Below are 21602 nucleotides of genomic sequence, written 5' to 3'. Positions count from 1 at the left end.
GATTGAGTATCAGTAGTACAAGTGGTCAAATCAAAATTGGCGAAAAGGGGTCAATATGGTGTGGTTTATCCAAACAAGTCATCATTATGGTATTCTTAATCGGGCGCGCAAAAGATCCCGGTAGCTGTTCCCAATTGGAATTTTTTCGCCACCAACTGTCAGCTGTTGTGCCTCAATCATCGTAACATGCTTTATCGCTATTACATAGGACTTATGTACCCGGATAAAATCCGTGGCGGGCACCAGCTCGAATACGCTGCTCATATTTTCCCGGATCAGGATGTTTTTGTTTTTCAGGTGAACGGTCATGTAATTACCGTCTTTTTCCAGGTAAAGAATCTCATTGCGCTTCACCGGATAGGTTTGCGAACCGCTTTTCAGGTAAACAGTAGTATCATCATTGTTATCGCTATTTTGCAGCGAAGCAGCTTTTGCGGCTTTATTGATAGCTATTTGGAAACGCTCAAAAACGATCGGTTTTAGCAGGTAATCGACCGCATTAAGGTTGTAACTTTCAACGGCATAATGGCTATAGGCGGTGGTAAAGATGATCATCGGGGCCGGTGACAATGTTTGTGCCAACTGCATCCCACTCATTTCCGGCATGTTGATATCCAGAAAGATCAGGTCGACCTTTTCCCGCTTCAGGTAGGCCATAGCCTTTAACGGGTCGCGGAAAGTCGCCTTCAGCTCTACGAGGTCACAATCCGCGCAATAAAGCTCAATTACGTCCAGGGCCATCGGCTCGTCATCAATAGCAACGCAACTTATCATGAAAGGTCAATTTGAAGGTTTACCAAATAACTTTCGTTTTGCGGCCCGGCCCGCAGCTCATACCTGCCGGGATAGATCAGTTCCAACCGGCGTTTCACATTTTCCAGGCCAATGCCCCCACTTTTTTCTCCCAGCTTTTTAACCGAGCTATAATTGGTATTTTCGCAGTTAAAAACCAGCTTTTGTGTGATGATGCCAATCTTCATAATTATATAAGACTGTTCACCAACCGCCACGCCATGCTTAAAGGCATTTTCCAGGAAAGGAATGAACAGCATCGGCGCAACCTGTACCCCAGCGATGGAGGCAGGATCCGGATACTGAAAACTAACATTGATCTCGCTCGGGGCATAACGCATTCCCTGAAGCGTAAGGTAATCTTGAAGGCATTCAATCTCTTTGACAAGCGGTACATTATCATTACTTTCATACAACATATATCGCATCATGTTCGATAATTTAGCGATCCTGTCGGCAAGGTTGCCTTTCCCTTCTTTTAAGGCCATCGAAAACAGGTTATTGAGCGTATTGAACAGGAAATGCGGATTCACCTGCGCCTTAAGGAATTTAAGCTCTGTCTCCAGCTGAACCGCCTCCAGCTCTGCACGGAATTTTTCGGTCCCGGCCCATTCTTTTAAAAAGAAATAAGCTATAGAAAGGCCGAAAACAATAATGAATATAAACAATATCATATTTGAGAAACCACCATCGGGTAATACAATAGAGCGGACATTCCTGTCTTTTTGTATGTGGCCAAGATGCCCCGGTATACTGGTTACCGAATCAGACACGAACCCACGGATGGTGAGCTGTTTTTTGTTTGGCAACTGCTGCACAATGTTTACAACAGGGTCATCTCTCTCAATGTGTGAGGGTAGCTGGTTTTGAAGATAGTTATTTGCCTGCAGGATGATAGCAAGCCAAACAAGCGGCAGTATCACTCTTATCAATATGTTTTTATAATGAAGCGCTTTTTTTAATAGCCAAACTGCATTGCCATAGAACAATACCATGAGCAGGCCAAGCGTAAAAAAAACACCGGGCGACAAGACATGCCTGATGTCCTTTTCCATAATAGTACCGTTATGATCAAGCCGCATTTTGATATGAGGCACAGTTAGCAATACCAATGTATAGAAAACAGCTATCCAGAAGGCTATGTGAAGCACTATCTCTATCCAGTCTTTTTTCTTAATCGCAATCATATAAAACAAATGTAATCCTTATAACAAGTCACCGGCAAAGAATGTGATGAACGGCCAGTTTTTGTGATGATGCCGCCCGGCCGTTTTGCCGGATAAATAATCCGGAGCGTTCATCACAAAAATTTGAGCAGCCGGGAATGGCTGCCTACCATTGCCCGAAAAAACATTAAAATCATGAAACGATTTATCTTTTCAAGCGCAGTGCTCGTCCTGCTGGCTTTAACCGCTAAGGCTCAACATCCGGATACGGCACGGGTGCTGGTCCATTACAGGTTCACCCATGTTACCAATCCCGCAGACCCGGCTCACCCCTATACGGAAAACATGGCTTTATTGGTCGGCAAAACCGCCAGTGTTTATAAGAGCTATGACGGGATGGTATCCGATGAGCAGTTTAGAAAAGCCTATGTCGCAGCGACGGCCGCCGGTCCGGATGGGCGTGTGATGATCGACAGGAGTGGCGCAAGTATGCATACCCAATATTTCCTGTACCCAAATGAGCAGAAATTGTTAACCAAGGATTATATTCTTGCCAGCGAATACCTTATAGAAGGCCCAATGCCGGCCATCGACTGGAAGATCAGCGGAGACACAGCAACTTTCGGCGGCTTGCACTGCCAGAAAGCCACCGGCCATTTTAAGGGCCGGGATTATATCGTATGGTTTTGCCCTGATCTGACCGTGCGTACCGGGCCCTGGAAGTTAAACGGCCTGCCTGGCGTTATCATAGATGCGCATGATACAAAAAAAGAGGTGATATTTCAGTTTGACGGTATAGAAAAGGTGGTTTTTGCAGAAGTAAAACCTATAGCCGGCCCTGGTGTAGCTGAAAAAGATGTTCCCCCGATATTGCGGGGTCTGGATGATAACCCAAATATCATAGCGCCACCGGTCAGGGCGATCAAAGCCACGCAAAAGGACTTTGACAAACTGAAAGCTGGTATGCAGAAGAACCCCAATGCTCTTTCGCAAGGCATGGCAGCGGTTGATGGCGCCAATACACAAGGTGACCATGTTATTAAAGCTATCGCCGGCGGCCCTGCACAAAATGTTAACCCAATAGAATTACCGGAAAAAAAATGAAATGTTTGATAAGGGTTTTGGCCTTGGTGCTCTTATGCACTTTATCCGCTACAGCCGGTTATACCCAAACGGTAAAGGGAGCTGTAAAAGATACCACCGGCAAGGCAATACCCTATGCAACTGTTAGCCTGAAGAAAAGTACAGGTAATGCCATTATAGCCTACACTATAACTGATAGCAAGGGCGGCTTTGCCTTGCTGCTTCCGGCTGGTATCGCTGCAGACAGCCTGAAAATAGAGGTAAGCTGCATCGGTTACAAAATCTCGGTCAAAAACATCGTAAACCTTGATACCCCGGTTGATTTTAAACTTGCTGTAGGAACTACTCAGTTGCAGGAAGTAGTTATTAAAAGCAGCCGCCCTGTATTACGTATCAATGGGGATACACTGAGTTACAAAGTATCTGAATTCGCTAATCCGCAGGACCGGACGATAGGCGATGTGATCAGAAAACTGCCGGGCATAACTGTTGCTGCCAACGGCACTATCAGCTACAACAACAAGCCGATCTCCGCTTTGTATATCGGCGGCGATAACCTGCTCGACGATAAATACGGCATTGCTACCAACACCATCCCTCAGGGAGTTGTGAACAATGTACAGGTAATTCAGAATAACCAGCCCGTAAAGGTATTGCAAAACAAAGTGATGAGCGAAGATGTAGCCCTGAACCTGACGTTTAAAAATGGGGCAAAGCTACATTTGATAGGCCAGGAAAGCCTCGGGGCCGGATTGCCGCGGAATTACGACGTGAATTTAAACGCCATGATGTTTAAGGACAACTATAAGGCGATCAATTATCTGGCAGGCAACAACACCGGCTATGATGTGCAACAGGACCTGTTATCACATAACCAGCAGGCAGAGAATGGCCTGCCCGTGGCGGTGCTTTCATTGGGGGCGGCAAACACCCCACAACTGGAGCAAAACCGGTATTTATTTGACCAGTCGGGTGTCGTCAGTGTAAACAACCTCGTCAACCTAAAAAACAATATGCAGCTCAGGGTAAACGCTTATTATGTTCACGATACGCAAAAACAGGATTACAGCCAGCAGACCAGCGTATTTTTGCCCGGAGATACGGTAAGATTTCACGTAACGCAACATAACCGTTCAGTTCCTGATATTTTTCATACTCAGTTTGTGCTGAATATCAACCGGGCTCAATATTACCTGAACGATGCCTTGCTGATAGATCAAAAAAATATCGCCGGTTATTCGGGTTTGAAAACCGATAGTTCCATAGTCAACCAGGTGTTAAAGGACAATACACTAACCTTTTCGAATGAATTCAATTTGATCAGAGCTTTAAAGTCTAATCAAATTATCCAGGCTTATTCTTACATCAGCCACTCCGCCGGGCCAGAGAACCTCGTGATCGGCCCGGGGTATAATGCATCTATATTTAACAACAATGTGCCTTATGCGCAACTGGTACAAAATGTAAATATACCCAGTTGGTACACCAACAATTATTTTGCGTTCAAGATACCGTCAAATCTATTCACGCAAAGCTATCGGGTGGGCTTTAGCCTGCAATCGCAAACGCTTGCTTCTGCACTGAACGTTGTACAAAACAACAACAGCGTTAACTTAAAATCTGACAGTGCCCGCAACCATGTGGACTGGACTCAAAAAAAGCTCTATGCCGAAGCAAGCTACGATCTGCCCGGAACGGTATTGAAAGCTACCCTGAGCCTGCCGGCAACACTCCGGCAGATCACTTATTCCGAAAGTTCATTTGCACTGAATAAAAGCCTGACACGCCTATATTTTAATCCCCAATTCAGGGCTAAATACCAGGTAAGCGCAGAAAATTATTTGAACCTGTTTTACACCTATAGTAATCAGATCAGCGGCATTGAGAATGTGTACCCCGGATACATCCTGACCAATTACCGCACACTTAATGCCAATAATACAGGCCTCACCTGGCAGCAGATTCAACAGGCGGGCGGAGGTTTTAGCTACCGCAAAGCGCTGACCCTTTTTTTCTGGAGCGTAGGCGCACTTTACAGCCATACCGGGGCCAATAACATCGCGTCGAGCATCATTACCAATAATTTACAGCAGAGCATAGTGCTGCCCTATTCCAACAGCACCGATTCCTGGGCACTAAACGGCAGCGTCAGCAAATACTCATTTGCGCTTCGTACCACGTTCAGCGGGGCCGTAACCTGGCAAAACAGCCGTTCGGTGCAGATACAGAATAACGCGCTGCTGCCGTTCAACACCATATCCAAAACCTTTAGGGTGAGCGCAGCTACCAAAGTGAGTAATGCTGTAAATTTCAACTACAACGCCACTTTAATGCAAACAGCCAGCCGTTCCTCCGTGGAGGTTTCTGCCTTTCGGGTGAACCAGTTGGTGCAAAAGGCGTCGGTAAATTATGACCCCATCGAAGCTATACAACTCAATCTTACAGGCGAACATTATTTTACCCGCCAGGAGGGCAACGCTGATCTGAAATACTTTTTTGCAGATGTCTCGGTAAAATACCGGATCAACAAATGGAAAACCGACCTGCAGCTAAGTGCAAACAACTTTTTAAATGTTAAAACTTACAACGCGCTTTATTTATCAGCCAATACGCTCACAGCCAGTTCATATACGCTTCCGGGAAGGATTATACTACTTAAGGTGCTGTTTAATCTTTGACTTTCTTGTCCTTTATCGGTAATAAAGGCGAAATTATCATGTTGAACACCGGGCGGTTTACAGGCTTTCTGCTCCGTCAATTGATATAATCAGGTTGGACATAAAAGGGACGGATTACGCTCGAATCCTTCGTTAGGAGTATTGATAAACTATTGCTTAACAGGAATGATTAAGCCTTCTTTCATTTCCTCATTGGCCTGTTTAACCAGTTTGTCACCATCTTTCAGGTCACCTGTAATTTCTACTTTTTCTTTGCCTGTAAACCCCGTTTTCACATCTACCCATTTCGCTTTGCCATCTACCAGTTTCACCACAAACTTGCGTTCCTGTGTGGTTACAACAGTCTTGTAAGGTACCGTAAAGCCAGGATCAGGGCGATCAACGTTTAAGGTGATCTGGGCAAACATACCGGGCTTAAGCTGTTTTTTTTGATTGGGGAAACTAAATTCCCATGTTTCGCTCCGGGTGTCTGAGCTGATCGCCTCCGATTTCCGTGCGAGATTGGCTTTAAAGACAACTCCCGGCAAAGCGGAAACGGTAAACGAGGCCTGGTTATCTTCTATTTTAGTAGCATTGTAAGCCTCCGGTACCGGTACCTGGATCCTCAACAACGAATTATCCTCTACTGTAAAAAGCAGGATCTTACCTGTATTATCCACATAATCGCCTTTAAAAATATTACGCGCGGTAACTACTCCGTTAAATGGCGACCGGATAACCAGGTAATCTTCTAATGCATGGTTAGCCTGGTTGGCAGCTTTAGAAGCTTCATAAGCGGAGCTGTCTGTTTTCATTTGATTGCGGGCAATATCCAGTTCATTATCTGATATGGCGCCGGGTGTTTTAGATGCTTTTAACAACCGTGAATAAATGCTTTTGCTGGACTGGAATTTAGAATAAGCTCCCTGACTATTACTGCGGCTCTGCGCCTCGCCGGCTTTTAGCTCCGGCGCATCCAGGATACAAAGCACCTGGCCCTTACTTACTTTGCTGCCAATGTCAACTTTTACATCTTTTACATAACCGGCTGTACGGGCATAGATATTGGCCCGGTCGTTTGGTATAATTTCCCCGGTGAGGGTGAGTTTATTGCTCACTTTATCAGCTTTAAGCTCAACGATTTCTACAGGTTGTTTTGCCTGCGCTACCGTAGCTCCCGGCGTCTTATTTTCATTGCTGCCGCAAGCTCCAAGAACCAGCAGGCTTAATCCTAAATATGTATGTAATGCTTTCATGCGTTTGGTTCGGTAATGATAAAGTATTTGCTTTCCTTATCGTCGGGATCCAGTGAAATTAGCTTAACCGGACGGTCGCCGGCTACGGCATGATAGATCAGCGGTAAAATCAACAGGCTCAAGAGCAACCCGAATAATAACCCGCCTATTACCGCTATGCCTAAAGGCGCGGTCTGATCACCGCCCTCACCTATTCCCGATGCCATCGGGACCATCCCGGCAATCATTGCAAGGCCGGTCATCAGGATTGGCCTTGTCCTATCCCTGATCCCGATCAAAAATGAATTTTCGGTTCTTAGTTTACGATAGTTTTCTGCCTGTATGATAAACAGGATAGCATTGGCCACCGCCACGCCAATGGCCATAATACAACCCATGTAAGATTGAATGTTTAAGGTTTTGCCCGTTAGCCACAGCAGAAAAAAACACCCGGTCAATACGCCTGGTATAATACCGATCACGATCAATGAGACTCTGAATGATTGGAAATTAACGGCCAGCAACAGGAATATCACAACAATGGCCAACAGCACACCTGTTTGCAGTTCATCAAATGTTTGCTGAAACACTTCTGCCTGGCCCTGCTGCTGGATCTTCATACCATCGGGCAACTTCCCTAAACCTGCAATAATCTTATCAATGTCGTGGATGGCCACGCCTAACGATTTGCCGTGCAGGTTGGCCGTAAGTGTGATAAAACGCTTTTGGTTTAAACGGTCATACTCCCCTTCTATCCTACCCATCTTCCAACTTGCCACATCCCGCATAAACACCTGTTTGCCGCCATTTGAGCCCAACAGGATATTATCTACCTTACCAGGGTCGTTCATGATAAACTCGGGCACCTGCACTTGCACCTGGTAAGCAGTGGCATTAGCTTTATCCAGCCAGTAATTGGGCTGGGTAAACCTGCTGGAAGACGTGGCCGCGATCAGTGATTTGCCGACATCATCCACAGTTAAACCTAATTGTCCTAACCGAACCCGGTCAAACTCCAGTTTCATGGCGGGATAACTTTGAGGTGCGCCATAGGTAATGTCACGCAGGTAAGGCAATTTGTGTAATTGATCCAGGATCCGCTGCCCAAATTCCCTGTCCTGCAACAGGTTCTTACCCAATAATATCCTGATTTGTACAGGAGTATTGGTGCCCTGGCTCATTACCTGGTCTACCAGGTCCGACGGCTCAAAGGAAATTTGCATACCGGGTATTTTCAGGGCCACTTCTTTTCTCAAAGTTTCCTTAAAATCTTCGAGATTTATGCCTGCATTCTCCACGAAATTGACTTTAAGAACTGCTTCCTGGGGGCCGCTTGTCCATAAGTGGATGGCATTAACAGGGTATGACGAACCCTGGTTGCCGATAAAGGCAGAAGTAATGGCTATTTTTTGCCCGCCCGATAAACTATCTATCAGAGCCAGCAATGCTTTGGTTTTAGTTTCAGTACGCTCAAGACGGGTGCCATCGGCTAAACGAATCCTAACCTGGAATTGGCCTGCATCAACTTTAGGAAATAATTCTTTTCCTAAAACATTGAACAATAAAACCGCGGCAACCACAGATACCAACAGGTATACCGTAACAATCAATGTAGATGCGGTGGCGGCTTTTTTCAGCCATTTGCCATGCCGGTCTTTAAATTTACTCATCTTTTCACCCTCTTTCGCGTTTTCGCTCAAATGATCCTTAAAAAGCCAGTTGGCCATGACCGGGACAAAGGATTGTGAAAGCAGGAATGACGCGATCATGGCCAAACCTACCGCTAAGGATAAAGGCAAAAACATTGCTTTGGGAATACCGGACATAAAAAATGCCGGAAAAAATATCGCAAGGATACATAGCAATATTAACAGCTTGGGTAACGCTATCTCTTTAGAAGCTTCCAGTATCGCCCGACCTTTGGGCTCGCCTTTTTCCTGGTGATGATGGATATTTTCTATAGTAACGGTGGCTTCATCTACTAAAATACCAACGGCCAGCGCCAGGCCGCCTAAAGTCATGATATTGATGGATTGACCGAATAATTTCAAACAAATAACCGCTGATAACAAAGCCAGCGGAATAGTAAGTACCACAATGAGCGATCCCCTCCAATCGCGCAGAAATAACAGTACCATGAGGCCAGTGAGTACGGCGCCTAATATCCCTTCTGTAGTTAAACTCTTTATCGAATTGATGACATAGCCCGACTGGTCAAACTCATAGCTTACTTTGATGTCCGGCGGTATGGCAGCCTGCATATCCGGCAATGCCGCTTTAACCCGTTGAACCACATCCCAGGTAGAAGCATCGGCCCTTTTGGTTACAGGAATATACACGGAGCGTTTGCCGTTAATGAGTGCATAACCTGATGTAATATCAGCCCCATTATCTACCGCGGCCACATCATGTACAAAAACAGCCGGGCCGCTCCCTGTTTTGATAGGAATATTAGCCAGGTCCTGGATATTTTCCACAACCGTATTTTGCGGCGTGATCAGCGTTTGGTCGCCCACACGAATGTTGCCCGAGGGGGTAATGACATTCCCTTTGGCAATGGCGGTTACCAGGTCCTGGGGTGTAACATTGTAACTGCGTAATTTATCAGGATCGGCTTTAATGAGCACGGTTCTCTGGTTCCCCCCGAAGGGCGGCGGAGCAGAAACACCCGGCAGGGTTGAGAACATGGGCCTCACCTTAAACAAGGCCAGGTCCTGCACTTCAGACAGGGAGCGCGTTGAGCTGAATACCAGTTGCCCTACCGGTACACTGCCGCCGTCAAAACGGGTAACAAAGGGAGATATAGTACCCGGTGGCATAAATGCCCTCGCCCGGTTCACCATCGCCACAACTTCACCGGTGGCCTGGCCCATATCCGTACCCTCATGAAAGTTCAGCTTCAGCAGGGTTACGCCTTGTATTGTCTTACTTTCAACCGATTTGATGCCGGTAACATACAGAAAGTGGTACTCATAATAAGATGTAATATAACCTTCCAATTGCTCCGCAGACAGGCCGCCATAGGTTTGTGCCACATAGATGGTTGGGGTGCCCAGTTTTGGAAAAATATCCACGGGCATATTGCGAATAGAAATTACGGAAAAGAAAACAATGGCGATAACGGCGACAATGATCGCTACCGGTTTTCTTAATGAACCATATAAAAGCTGGATGATATTCATTTTCCGTATTGATTTAAAAAGACATCTATATTGCCCTGGTAAGCGGCTTTAGTTAATAAAGATTTCCAGGCTTCCCAATAAGCGATCTTAACCGAAGCTTCCGATTGGTAAAGCAATTGCAGGGACTGGATCACATCATAATAACCGATGAGCCCCGACTGATAGCGGGATTGTATGGCCTGGTAGGCGTACCGCGCAGCTTTCAATGCTTCCGGGGCCAGCCGGGCAGATTGTATAGCTTTTGTTAAAGCGGAATCTGCTATTTCCCGTTCGGTGTTCAAATGCAGTTCAGTTTGTTTAAGCTGCTCCCGGCTGGCCTCAATATTCAACTGTTGCTGTTTGAATAATGGTTTCTGTCGAAATGCTTCCAGGATAGGAAAAGAAAGCTGTGCGCCGATACCATAATTATACCGCTCAAAACGCCATCCATCACTGTTGTTGACCGAACCATCGGCGGCTACGCCTGATCCGCGGCCATAACCCACGCTCCAGATAGTTAGTTTAGGCAAAAGGCTTCTTTTGTAGGTTTTCAGGGTTAATTCATTGGTAAGTACATTGGTTTTTTGTAAGCTAACCTCCGGATGTTCAGCATCATCCGCATTGAGCGCAACAACAGGCAGACTCCTAAACATCGCAGAATCCGCAACAGGGGCACCAGGTAAATTCCCCCCGGTAAGTTCTTTTAAAACGATCAGGCATGAATCCCTTCGCCGTTCAAAAGCAATAAGTTGGATCTGCGCTTTAGCCAGTTCGGCGTGAAAGGTAGATGAATCCGTGCCAGGCCTTAACCCGCTTGATACAACAGCCTGTGATTGTTTCAGGTGATAAGCATCCCTGCTGATATTGCTTTGATAAACTTTAACCAGGTCGGCCGTAAGCAGGTAATTGAGCCAGGCATTGATCACCAATATCTTATGCTGAAAAATAGTAAGCGTTTCGTCGGCTTGCCCGTTTTTGAGTCTTCCCCTGGCCAATTCAACGGCTGCTCCGCGCTGCCCAAAGGTAAAAGGCTCCCATTGCAGGTTCAGCGCCGCAGCACTTCCCGACGTGCCTTTATAATCATTGGATTTGCTTGGCGGGCCGCTGATAGGTGTAATGTATTGCGGATAGATCATACCCGTAATATTGTTGTAAGTAGCGTAATCTACCTGGTAAGATGCATTCATAGAAGGAATGATGCCGTTTTGCTGTAATTTAACGGCATATTGCAATCCCTTGGTCTGCAAACGTTTGGCTTTAATCAGCGGATAATTACGGGCCGCCGTGCTGAGCAGGGAATCAAGGTAAACGCCGCCGGTTTGCTGTGCATGAAGCTGCTGACAAAACACCCCCATGGCCAGCATCAACAGTATAATTTTTGAGATTTTAGCCTGATAAAATTTCGAATAGTTTTTTGAATACACTATATATAAATTTATGATGCAACGCTATAAACAATCTACAGGAAAAGCTTGAATAAAATTTACCATTTGGATAGATTTTACTTTTTAGCCAGGCTTTTTTTATACTCCGAAGGGCTTTGGCCCGTATGCTGCTTAAAAATCCTGGAAAAATGGCCCTGATCAGAAAAGCCGGTTAGGTAAGCGATCTCGGTGAAGTTGTGGGCGGTGGTCCCCATCAGGTTAATGGCTTTTTCAATCCGCATTTTCCGGATATAGTCGCCAAAACTCATATTTTCAAAATATTTGGAAAACTCCCTGGATAAATAAGCCGGGTTGATCTCCAGTTCTTCAGATGCCTGTTGCAGGCTCAGGCTCATATTGGTATCGATCTGATCCTGGATCATCTCTTTAAGTTCCTTTGTCCAGGATGGCGCTTTTTTATCTCCTTTAGTTTTAAGATATTGATGATAAACTTGTATAAGTCTTTGCTCAACAGGCCCATCTGTATGTTTTTGTTTATGGAGGTATTTGGCCCAGTTGTATAGTCCATCATAAATTACCATGCCTAATGCCAGGAGTTGCTGATCATCGGCAATATCATGTCTTAACCCCGAAAATACCGCTTCCAGCCCGGCTGATTGTGGCGCAAAATCGTGACGGTCGGTATCCGCGCCCCTGATTATCGAGGCCAGCCGGTTTAAAGCTGCATCTTTTAACTGGTGTTTTTTAAGGAAATAATCAAAGGTGCATTGATCTTCGTAGTGGGTATATTCTACATTGGGAATATCAAAAGGGATAGCATCCAGCTCAGCTGCCTTCGCCAGCACTTCCTCGTACGGAACATAGATGATTTCACCTTCAGGATCAATGAAGCGTTTAATAAGCCAGGGGCAGGCAATACGGTCAATTTTAGGACGGGCACGCGTGATCCATTTCATAGTGGATCAAAGTTAAAAATCTAAAGCATATTAGCGGCGACTCCGTTCCTATAATCGGCAATGGAATTAGTGATAATCATTATCATAACTATAAGATTTTTTCGGCTACCAGAATTATGGTTTTGTTATTCGGCTATGCACATCGGACAGGCGCTCTACCTCAACGCTGGCTAAATATAAATGCGCCAATACCTTTAGCATCGTTAGTTATCACCTTTTCGCTGAAATAATACTCGTAACTCCTGTCCCGGTATGGTTTCCCTCCAAGACCCGATATACGCTGGTACAACGAATTTGATATTTCGTCACCTATATCGGATGAATCCAAATTGTTGAACAATGCAATATTATATTCCAATCATAAAGTAATACTTAAATGATATATCGCGAATTTCAGGCCTGTCCTGACTTTAACACCAGGGCATCCCCTTCAAACGTGATTCCCGGCCAGCCATAAGCATAAACTGACGGATATTTTGATGATCTGTACCATCTGGATTTGCCAGTACGGCCCTGTAGTGCTCCGCAAATAAATAAAGCGTATCGGGTTCACTTAGATTATTGAATTGTGCAAAAGCGAAAACCCTGGCGCTACCCTGGTTCTGCGCGGCTTCGTTATAAACATTGCCATTTTTAAATGCAGTTGGCTGATGCTCGTAATAATTATTAATAAATTCGATGACGTCATTAAATGTAACCGTGCCACCTTTTAGGGCAGTAAGTAGATCAGACAATTGTTCTTTCATAAAGAAAATATTTTTGCGAAAATAAAATTTAAAAACAGTTATTGATGCAGGACGTTGATTTCAATTGAAATGGAGCCAGATTAACCGTAGCTTATAGCCAGCCCTGACCTTTCAGATAAGCAACAAATTGCGGGTTTTGCACGGAAAGCACGGGCAACCATAATCCTAACTTTTCCCGTTTCCAGTAGGGGTCAGCACCGGGCACGGGACGGGCAAAACGGTAACGATAAATAACAGCACGAATATAACGCGGTGGTTTTCCCGGGAACGGATTTCCGGCAAATAAACCAACTACCCCCGGATCATTGTGTAATAGTTTCCAGGCCAGGTGATATGTCCAGGGATACTGATCGGCTGTGGACATTGCGGCAAACCACATCTCCCAGTCCAGTCTTAATTGGTACGGCGCCACCTGGCGGAGCGGCCCACCAGGCGCTACAGGCAACCCTTTGTAAGGATAAGCTTTCCAGTTTGCGCTGTCGGGATTGATATCACTTGTTCCTTCAAAAACCACGTTGTAACGTTCCTTTCCAACGCTGCCAAACGCGCCGTAAGTGTTCACGAGTTCTAACGGGTCGAACGAAGTATTCATAATTTGTTTGGACGATAAGAGATTGAATACAGGCTGGATGCTGAGCATCCCTACAATACAAGCCACCGCCAGCACCGTGTATTGCATGGGTTGTGAAACCTCTGCTTCCTGTGCAGCTTTCGCAGCTTTGCGTACAAGTACGCCCGGCAAGAGTGTAGCCCACAAACCATCATCCAGGCAAGCCAGCGCAGGCACAATGGTAAGCCAATTCAAAAAAGAGAGGTTCCCGCTCAGGATGATTGCAAATTGGAACAGAATGATAACGGTACCTGCGATGTGCCTTAATATCCGCGGGCCAAAAACAAACCAGGGTGCCAATAGTTCGGCCAGCCAATTGAACCAAACACCAAGCCGCAATAACGAATGTGGCAGAAAGTGAAACCAGCGGCTAAACGGTCCCGGTATTGGCTGGGTTTCAAAATAATAATACAGTGCCGTACCGTTGCGCCACACCTCATCGCCACGGTATTTAATCATTCCCGCCCCAAACATGATCCGGAAGATGAGCCAGCGAAACAGAATAATGATAAGCAAAGGCGGCGGACGTTTTGGGAAAGGCCGCATATCCAGCAAAGGGCATAAAAATATAGCCAGAAAGCCGGTTTCTGTCAATTGGATTTCCCAGCCATAACTATACCAGTCCTGCCCAACATGTACCAACGATAGATACAATACCCACAATATCCCCATTGAAAGCGCGTTGGCATAACCGGCCACAACAATCAGGGATAAAATTAAACCTGTCCATGAAACAAGCAGTAATGCCTGATCTGAATGCCAAAACCAAAACACTGAAGGCAGCCGCATAAACCCTGCTCCTTTTGAACCCAGTGCTATACTTACCTGATGCAAATAATGATCAACCGGTAATAAGCCATTTGAGCCGATTAATGGCAGCACCTGGGTTATAGCCACAAGGAACGCCACCGCGTAAACCGCACCCAGCAGGCGAAGAATCACAAAACGAGTGAGCCAATACTGAGGTGCTGAGGTATGTTCAAAGCTATCTAACATAATGACATGTATCTTAAAGTTACAGAGATTTGAAGATTATGGGTAGAAATATTTGATTAACGCAGTATGCGAATCAAAATGACTTTTCTTGCTCATAGCTTAAGGAGTTCAGCCCAATAAAAGCAGCCATGGCAATTAAATTTATATATTTATTACCTAAAGCTTAATTCTTAAAAAATGTCAAACAATAAAAAAAACTGGTATCAAAGACATATCGATTCCATGAACTTTGGGCAGCGATTGGCCGACTCTGTAGCGGCTGGCATGGGTTCATGGCGGTTCATCATCATTCAAACCTTAATTGTTGCATTGTGGATGGCGCTAAACGTAGTGGCCTTTATTGGCCATTGGGATCCCTACCCCTACATTTTATTAAACTTGTTGTTTTCAACCCAGGCGGCATATGCGGCGCCGATTATCATGATGGCACAGAACCGCCAAAATGAGCGTGACCGCGCCCAGGCCAATGAAGATTTCCGAACCAATGTGGAAGCAAAAAAAGAAATTGAAGAATTACAACTGCGCTTAAACGCCATTGAAGTAGACAAGCTCGACAGAATCCTGGCACTGCTTGAAAAAATGGATAAAGAATAATCCATAATCGCACAAACATGAAACCAACCGCCTTTTCAGGATGGTTGGTTTCGTAATCCTTGCCAATCGTTATGGAGTGTAAAAAGTATCCTTGAAACTACGGGGCAATTGTTGCCGGCGCTTTAAGAAAAATCTTCATAGCTATTGTTTTACAGGTGTATCAAATAAAAGAACCGTAAATTGGCTATCGGCGTCCGTTTCGCTTGTTTTGGCATAAGGAGAAAATGTTTTGACTGACAACTCGTTGCGCTTAACCGAAAACTTATACAAACGCATCAACCCATTACCACCGTTTGGCCTGCTTTGATAATCGTTAAGGAAAGCCTTAATTGTGTGGCCGTTAAAAACTTCCGTACGATACCCCTCGCCATTATCGCCAACGTGCCCGCAAAGCATCATAAACAAATTGGGATTGTTTTTAAGGCTTTCATAAATAGCCTTGCCCTGCGCGTTAAAAGGAGCCTGCGGGGTGTTTGAACCGGCTACCGGGTTAAAATGTAAAATTGAATGACTTACTACGATTGCCTTGCGGGAGGCGTATTTGCTTAAAATTTGGTTAGCCCAGCCATACATGCCTGCCTGATCTTCGTTAAAAGCATCAAATTCGAGGAACAACACGATAAAATCAATGCCGCCTGCTGTAAACAAGTCATAATGGCTATCGTTATTATTACCGTAATGACCGCCATAATATGAACGTCCCTCAAAGTGTTTTACACCAAAATATTGATTATATCCATTAGTAGTGCCAGTAACCGGGTGTTGTGACGGGAACTGGTCATGATTACCAACAGCCAAACCATAAGGAATACTAACGGGATTTTCCAGGCCATAAAGCGCGGTTTTGGCAAGGTACCACTCACTTCTGGCTGTTACCGGGTTATCACCATGTTCGGTAATATCCCCCATGTGTGCTACATAGGCTATGTTTTCTTTGGTCTGGTTCTTCTGGATCCAGTCAATCTGCGCTTTGAACATCTCAAAAGTTCCGCCAAGCTGTGCCTGGGCCAGGTAGTATTGCGAATCGGGAATTACAGCGATTGAAAAATCGCCGGGTTTAACCGTTGCTTCGGGTCCCGGAGTGTTTAACACGGTATCTGTTGGAAGCAATGGTTCTGATTGCGCGCTGTTATTCAACAATAATGAGCCAAGGCAAAGCCCGGCTGCGAATGCATTTCTGTATTTCGGTAACATGTGGTATTAGTTTAATGGTGAAACTATTCCCCGCCTTCAGCAATCCGAAAGCAGGGACAGTAAACATTGATGGATCAATAACCCGGGTTTTGAGTCATCTGACCAGGGTTTAAATCAATTTCGGGCTGTGGGATGGGATATAACAATTTGTTGGCTGTTACATTATATGTATCAGGTGTAAGGTAGTTTACCTGAGTTTTTAGTACAGCTCCAAAAGCGTTCATCACGTCAACAGCTTTGCCGGTGCGTACAAGATCGTTCCAGCGGTGGTTTTCGAAGGCCAGCTCGACCCGGCGTTCATGTGCTATGATAGCGCGCAAAGATGCCTGGTCGGCAGTGGTTGTTGCGGGTAGCCCAGCCCTTGACCTTACTGTGTTCAGTGCAGTTAATGGCGATTTACCCTGCTCGTTCTGTGCTTCGGCTAAAAGCAGCAATGCATCTGAATAACGGTAAACAGGGAAGTTATCACTTGAGCCGGTAACCGCAATGAGTGGCGGGTGCTCGTACTTTTTGATGTAAGGTACGCCCATTTTACCAGCCGCCGGCGTATAACCAATTACACTTTTATTGGCCGAATAAACAAACAGGTCGCTGGCATTGTAGGCACCTTCCACAATCCCGATAGAAGCATCAAGGCGCTTGTCATTGGGCTCATAGGCATTGATCAGATCCTGTGTAGGTGTATTCCAGCCGCCGGTTGAGCTGTTGTTGATATTTATACCGGTGACGATTGAAGTATTGGTACTCCGTGGTAAAAAATGGAAAGGCAGCGGGTTAGGCGTAGTTCCCAAAACAGTCCCTTCCAAAAACTGAATATCAAATATCGACTCTTTGCTATTTTTATTGCCTGGTGTAAATGCATCGGCATAATTAGCGTTCAGGCCGTAACCCATACCCGAGAGCGTGTTTAGCAACGTTTCGGCATCTGCCCATTTCTTTTGAGTAGCATAAACCTCGGCCAGCAGCATTGTGGCTGATCCTTTAGTAGCTTCGCCTGTTTGCGGAAACTTCGCCGGGGCGCTTAGTTCACTTATGGCATCCTTTGCATCAGCAATAATCTGATTGTATACAGCATCTGCTGCAGAGCGCGGTAAAAAGGCATCTTCGGCCTTGGTCACTTCCTTTAAAAATAAAGGCACACCGCCAAATAACCTAACCAGTTTAAAGTAATAGAAAGCCCTTAAAAACTTGGCCTGGCCGTCAATAGGCGCTTTAACGGCCGCATCAAAATCTGTTGCCTTCAATCGCTCAATAACAATATTGGTGCGGGAGATACCTGTGTAGCAATGCTGCCAAACAGCGTTCACATAATCATTGGTAGATGTATTTGTGAAGTTTGAAATACTTTCGCGATATAAATACGCGGTACCACGGTTGCTGGGATAAGCCTGGTAAATGGTATTATCCGAGCGCATTTCAGATGTAAAGTAATCGTTTACCAAAACATCACGCAGGGGTGCGTAAGCCGCAATGTCGGCCTGCTTAAACTGATCGACAGTTTTATAAAATGTAGCATCGGTATAGGAATCCCTGGGTGTAAGGTCAATAAAGTCTTTTTTACATGAAGCAGCGGTAAGTGCTGTTAAAGCAAGGATAATATATGTCTTTTTCATACAATGGTCTTTGGGAGATTATTTAAAAGTTGCCGACACACCAAATGAAAAGGTGCGTGGGATAGGGTAAGCATTTTCATCGACACCGATACCCAGTGTAGGATCAAGCCCGGCGAAGTTGATCTCGGGGTTCATTCCCGAATATTTGGTAAATACAAAAGCCTGTTGTACCGATGTATATACCCTCAGGCTGCGCATCAAAAATTTATCACCGAGGTTAAAGCGGTAACCCAGAGAGATATTTTTTGCGGTGAGGTAAGAACCATTCTCAACCCATTGTGAGTTAACTTGCCTTCCCATGGCCGTAGTGCCGGTTTTTGTGCGTGGATAAACCCCCGATCCCGGGTTTTCCGGCGATCTCCAGCGGTCGGCAGCAGCGGCAAGCATCACACGTGAACCATCCAGGTTGGTTTGATAGGCCCATTTAGCGGCATTTAATATTTTGCCCCCAACTGAAAAGGCCATGTGTATGTTCAGGTCCCAGTTCTTATAAACAAAGTTATTGGTGAGGCCGCCGGTAAAAGTTGGCGTAGGATCGCCGATAAAGGTGCGGTCATTTACATCATCAATAACACCATCGCCATTGATATCCTTAACCTTGATAGTGCCAACATCCGAGGCGCTGCCATATTTGGCCGAATTAGCCAAATCATTGGCATCTTTATATAAGCCTAAAAACACAAAGCCGTAAAACTCGCCCAGGTGATGTCCCTCCTGCTGGCGGTAATAATCGGACGATACGGTATTGTTACGGCGGATATAGCCCGGAGAAACCAGGTTTTTGATCAGGTTGCGGTCGAACGAGATATTTAAATTAGTTGTCCATTTCAATTTCCCGTTAAGGTTGGTTGAATTAACCGTGAACTCGTGTCCCCATAACTCAATGGCACCAACGTTATCCAGGATGCTGGTGAAGCCTGATGCCTTAGGTATAGGGCGCTGCATAATAAGCCCGTCGGATATTTTGTGGTAATAATCGTAAGTAAAATTCAAACGATTGTTAAACAGCGACAGGTCTAAACCGATATCGAACTGTTTATTGCGTTCCCAGCGAAGGTCATCATTAGCCAATCGATTAATAGTTTGCCCGGCCACAGATGCGCCACCAAATTCATAATAATATTTTCCGATGGTTGCCTGTGCATCATAATAACCAGGGAAGAAATTATTACCGGTTACGCCATAGCTTGCACGGATCTTCATCAGGTTAAGAAAGCTGAAACGATCCATGAACTTTTCATCGCTTACTACCCAACCAGCAGATATTGATGGGAAATTACCGTAACTCTGGTTTGAGCCAAAGCGGGATGAACCGTCACGACGAATTGCGCCTTGTAACAAGTACCTGCCTTTGTAGTTGTAGTTAATACGTGCGATACTTGACAACAACGAATAGGCATTATATGAACTCCCACCTGCAGATAAACTGGTCGCCGCATTTAAATAGGGAATATCATCACTTGGATAACCTAAACCGGTTAAGGTATTATTAGTACCGCTATATTTTTGAGCAGAATATCCTGCCAGCGCTTCGATATTATGATTTCCAAAAGATTTACGGTAAACGAGGTTCGCCTCCGCTGTATATGATCCATTATCTACCGAACTGCTGGTTCCGGTGGCCTGGCCTACCGTTGAAGTAACCACACCCGACTGAAAATACTGCCGCGTTTCACCGCCTTTATCTACAGCAATATTAGTTTTGATGCTAAGGCCGGTTAAAAACTCGTAGTTTAAATAGCCATTGGCCAGGATGCGTGTAGTTTTATAATCATCGTTAGTAAGGTTGAACTGGGCCAGCGGGTTAATATAAGCCACCATACTCGGTGAATAAGTATCACGGTTGTAACTGCCATCTGCATTATAAGGCGACTTTAACGGACTGGCTTCAAAAATCCTTTCAAACAAACCGCCAACCCCATCAGTACCTAAACGGTTGTTATGATCAAGGCGATAGCTTGGCGCAAGATTAAAGCCTATTTTTAATTTATTGTTGCTTAATGAAAGGTCCTGATTTATACGCAATGAAAACAATTTGGTGCCGGTATTGATCAGTACGCCCTGCTGCTCCTGGTAACCAGCCATAACTGTCGAACTTGATTTTTCGCGCGCGCTGCGGATGGTGATGTCATAACTTTGAATCGGAGCAGTACGGGTAAGCAGTTTATACCAGTTAGTACCTTCGCCATATTGCTCCGGGTTCAAATAATCGGCTGGGGTAGCTGTTGTATAGCCAGGTTCGTACTGACGGCTATCGGCAAATTTTTCATTCATGTACTGGGCAAAGCCACGGGCATCCATCATTTTTGGAACACGCTCGCCCGGTATTTTCTGCACGCCGTAATTGGCATTAAATTCAATCTGCGCATCGCCGGGTTTAGCATGTTTGGTAGTGATCAGGATTACACCATTTGCTGCTCGTGAACCGTAAAGTGCCGTGGCCGAAGCATCTTTCAATATACTGAAGCTCTCGATCTCGGCTGGGTTCATGTTATTGATGCTACCTGTAACGGGGATCCCATCTATAACCACTAAAGGCTGATTACTGGCATAAAACGAAGCTGCTCCCCTGATCCTGAACTCCACACCACGGCCTGGCTGTCCGCTGCTTTGTGCAATCTGAACGCCGGCGGCCTTGCCCTGTAATTGCTGGGCAAACTGCATTACGGGCATATCCTGAAGTGGGGCTGCATCTACCTGGGTAAGCGAACCTGTAACTTCCCTTACACGCTGTTTACCGTAACTTACGGTTACTTCTTTTAACTGGCTGCCAGCCACAAGGCTAATATTCAACGTGGTGGTTTGATTACCGTTAATTATAACATTAGCAGATTCAACACGGGTGTAACCCACAAATGAAGCAGCCACGGTGTAAGTACCTTCGGGTATACTAATATTGTACCTGCCGTCTGCATCTGTCATCATTCCAAATGAGGTACCAACAATGCTTACCGAAGCTCCAGGCAAAGGCTGTCCGCTTTCATCAGTTATTCTTCCGCTTATCCGCCCGGTAAGCTGTCTGTAAACTATGATATTGCCGGCTTGCTCCTTAAAACCTATCTCCTGCCCTTTAAACAAGGCCGTAAGGATATTTTTCAGACTTTCGTTCTTATAGTTTGCTGCATTAGTATGTTTATCGGTAAGTTTTAAAAACACCTCATCGTAGGCAAAAGCGACGTTGGCCTTTTGTTCCAGCTTTTTTATAACTGAAGAAAGGTCTTCGTTTCCGATGGTGATATCAAGCCGGGTGTTTACCCCCTGGGCTGCTAACTCAGTGGCCTTTCCTGATACCAGGCCGATGGTTATTGATATGGAAATTAGTAAAAAAGAGATACGCATAAACTGTCTGCATAACTGTGTATGGAAATTCATATTTTTGATTGCTTTGTAATAGTCAAATAGATGCTGAGCATT

Annotated in this window: 15 protein-coding genes; 3 read left to right on the top strand and 12 right to left on the bottom strand. The window is 45.3% G+C overall.

Going from position 1 to position 21602, the window contains the following annotated elements; genetic code table 11:
- Positions 1–84: 84 nt before the first annotated feature.
- Both MusilaSJ_RS03125 and MusilaSJ_RS03120 read right to left on the bottom strand, forming a co-directional pair.
- Positions 85–774, bottom strand: coding sequence for a LytR/AlgR family response regulator transcription factor (locus tag MusilaSJ_RS03125; protein ID WP_274988622.1), 690 nt, complete (start codon positions 772–774; stop codon positions 85–87).
- Positions 771–1979 (bottom strand): sensor histidine kinase, encoded by a 1209-nt coding sequence (locus MusilaSJ_RS03120; RefSeq protein ID WP_274988621.1) that lies wholly within the window; start codon positions 1977–1979, stop codon positions 771–773. Before MusilaSJ_RS03120 ends, MusilaSJ_RS03125 begins: the two co-directional genes overlap by 4 nt.
- A 174-nt stretch (positions 1980–2153) precedes the next feature.
- Here MusilaSJ_RS03120 and MusilaSJ_RS03115 point away from each other — a divergent pair, with 174 nt between their 5' ends.
- Together MusilaSJ_RS03115 and MusilaSJ_RS03110 are read left to right on the top strand one after the other, a co-directional pair.
- Positions 2154–3062 (top strand): GLPGLI family protein, encoded by a 909-nt coding sequence (locus MusilaSJ_RS03115; RefSeq protein WP_274988620.1) that lies wholly within the window; start codon positions 2154–2156, stop codon positions 3060–3062.
- On the top strand, positions 3059–5719 hold the full coding sequence (locus MusilaSJ_RS03110) for a carboxypeptidase-like regulatory domain-containing protein (protein WP_274988619.1): 2661 nt from the start codon (positions 3059–3061) through the stop codon (positions 5717–5719). Before MusilaSJ_RS03115 ends, MusilaSJ_RS03110 begins: the two co-directional genes overlap by 4 nt.
- A 149-nt stretch (positions 5720–5868) precedes the next feature.
- Here MusilaSJ_RS03110 and MusilaSJ_RS03105 read toward each other — a convergent pair whose 3' ends face one another.
- From MusilaSJ_RS03105 to MusilaSJ_RS03075, 7 genes are all read right to left on the bottom strand, one after another.
- Positions 5869–6954 (bottom strand): efflux RND transporter periplasmic adaptor subunit, encoded by a 1086-nt coding sequence (locus tag MusilaSJ_RS03105; protein WP_274988618.1) that lies wholly within the window; start codon positions 6952–6954, stop codon positions 5869–5871.
- Entirely contained in the window at positions 6951–10115 is a 3165-nt protein-coding gene (locus MusilaSJ_RS03100; protein ID WP_274988617.1) for an efflux RND transporter permease subunit, read from the bottom strand. The genes MusilaSJ_RS03105 and MusilaSJ_RS03100 overlap by 4 nt, the downstream gene beginning before the upstream one ends.
- Positions 10112–11518, bottom strand: a complete 1407-nt coding sequence (locus MusilaSJ_RS03095) for a TolC family protein (protein ID WP_274988616.1) — start codon at positions 11516–11518, stop codon at positions 10112–10114. The genes MusilaSJ_RS03100 and MusilaSJ_RS03095 overlap by 4 nt, the downstream gene beginning before the upstream one ends.
- Positions 11519–11595: 77 nt before the next feature.
- Entirely contained in the window at positions 11596–12435 is an 840-nt protein-coding gene (locus tag MusilaSJ_RS03090; RefSeq protein WP_274988615.1) for a chromate resistance protein ChrB domain-containing protein, read from the bottom strand.
- 160 nt (positions 12436–12595) lie between these two features.
- Positions 12596–12793: a hypothetical protein gene (locus tag MusilaSJ_RS03085; RefSeq protein ID WP_274988614.1), complete on the bottom strand. Its 198-nt coding sequence runs from the start codon at positions 12791–12793 to the stop codon at positions 12596–12598.
- Between the two features lie 52 nt (positions 12794–12845).
- Positions 12846–13181: a HopJ type III effector protein gene (locus MusilaSJ_RS03080; RefSeq protein WP_274988613.1), complete on the bottom strand. Its 336-nt coding sequence runs from the start codon at positions 13179–13181 to the stop codon at positions 12846–12848.
- 91 nt (positions 13182–13272) lie between these two features.
- Positions 13273–14787, bottom strand: coding sequence for a lipase maturation factor family protein (locus MusilaSJ_RS03075; RefSeq protein WP_274988612.1), 1515 nt, complete (start codon positions 14785–14787; stop codon positions 13273–13275).
- Between the two features lie 177 nt (positions 14788–14964).
- On the opposite strand from MusilaSJ_RS03075, the gene MusilaSJ_RS03070 reads away from it, so the two are divergent.
- Entirely contained in the window at positions 14965–15381 is a 417-nt protein-coding gene (locus MusilaSJ_RS03070; protein WP_090525787.1) for a DUF1003 domain-containing protein, read from the top strand.
- Between the two features lie 141 nt (positions 15382–15522).
- Here the strand turns inward: MusilaSJ_RS03070 and MusilaSJ_RS03065 are convergent, their stop codons facing one another.
- The 3 genes from MusilaSJ_RS03065 to MusilaSJ_RS03055 form a co-directional block, all read right to left on the bottom strand.
- Positions 15523–16575, bottom strand: coding sequence for a metallophosphoesterase (locus tag MusilaSJ_RS03065; RefSeq protein WP_274988611.1), 1053 nt, complete (start codon positions 16573–16575; stop codon positions 15523–15525).
- A gap of 74 nt (positions 16576–16649) precedes the next feature.
- Complete coding sequence (locus MusilaSJ_RS03060) at positions 16650–18188, bottom strand: RagB/SusD family nutrient uptake outer membrane protein (RefSeq protein ID WP_274988610.1); 1539 nt, start codon at positions 18186–18188, stop codon at positions 16650–16652.
- Positions 18189–18206: 18 nt separating this feature from the next.
- Entirely contained in the window at positions 18207–21560 is a 3354-nt protein-coding gene (locus tag MusilaSJ_RS03055; RefSeq protein ID WP_274988609.1) for a SusC/RagA family TonB-linked outer membrane protein, read from the bottom strand.
- Positions 21561–21602 lie beyond the last annotated feature (42 nt).

Source organism: Mucilaginibacter sp. SJ, assembly GCF_028993635.1.
GTDB lineage: Bacteria > Bacteroidota > Bacteroidia > Sphingobacteriales > Sphingobacteriaceae > Mucilaginibacter.
This window is presented reverse-complemented; position numbering and strand designations above follow the sequence as displayed.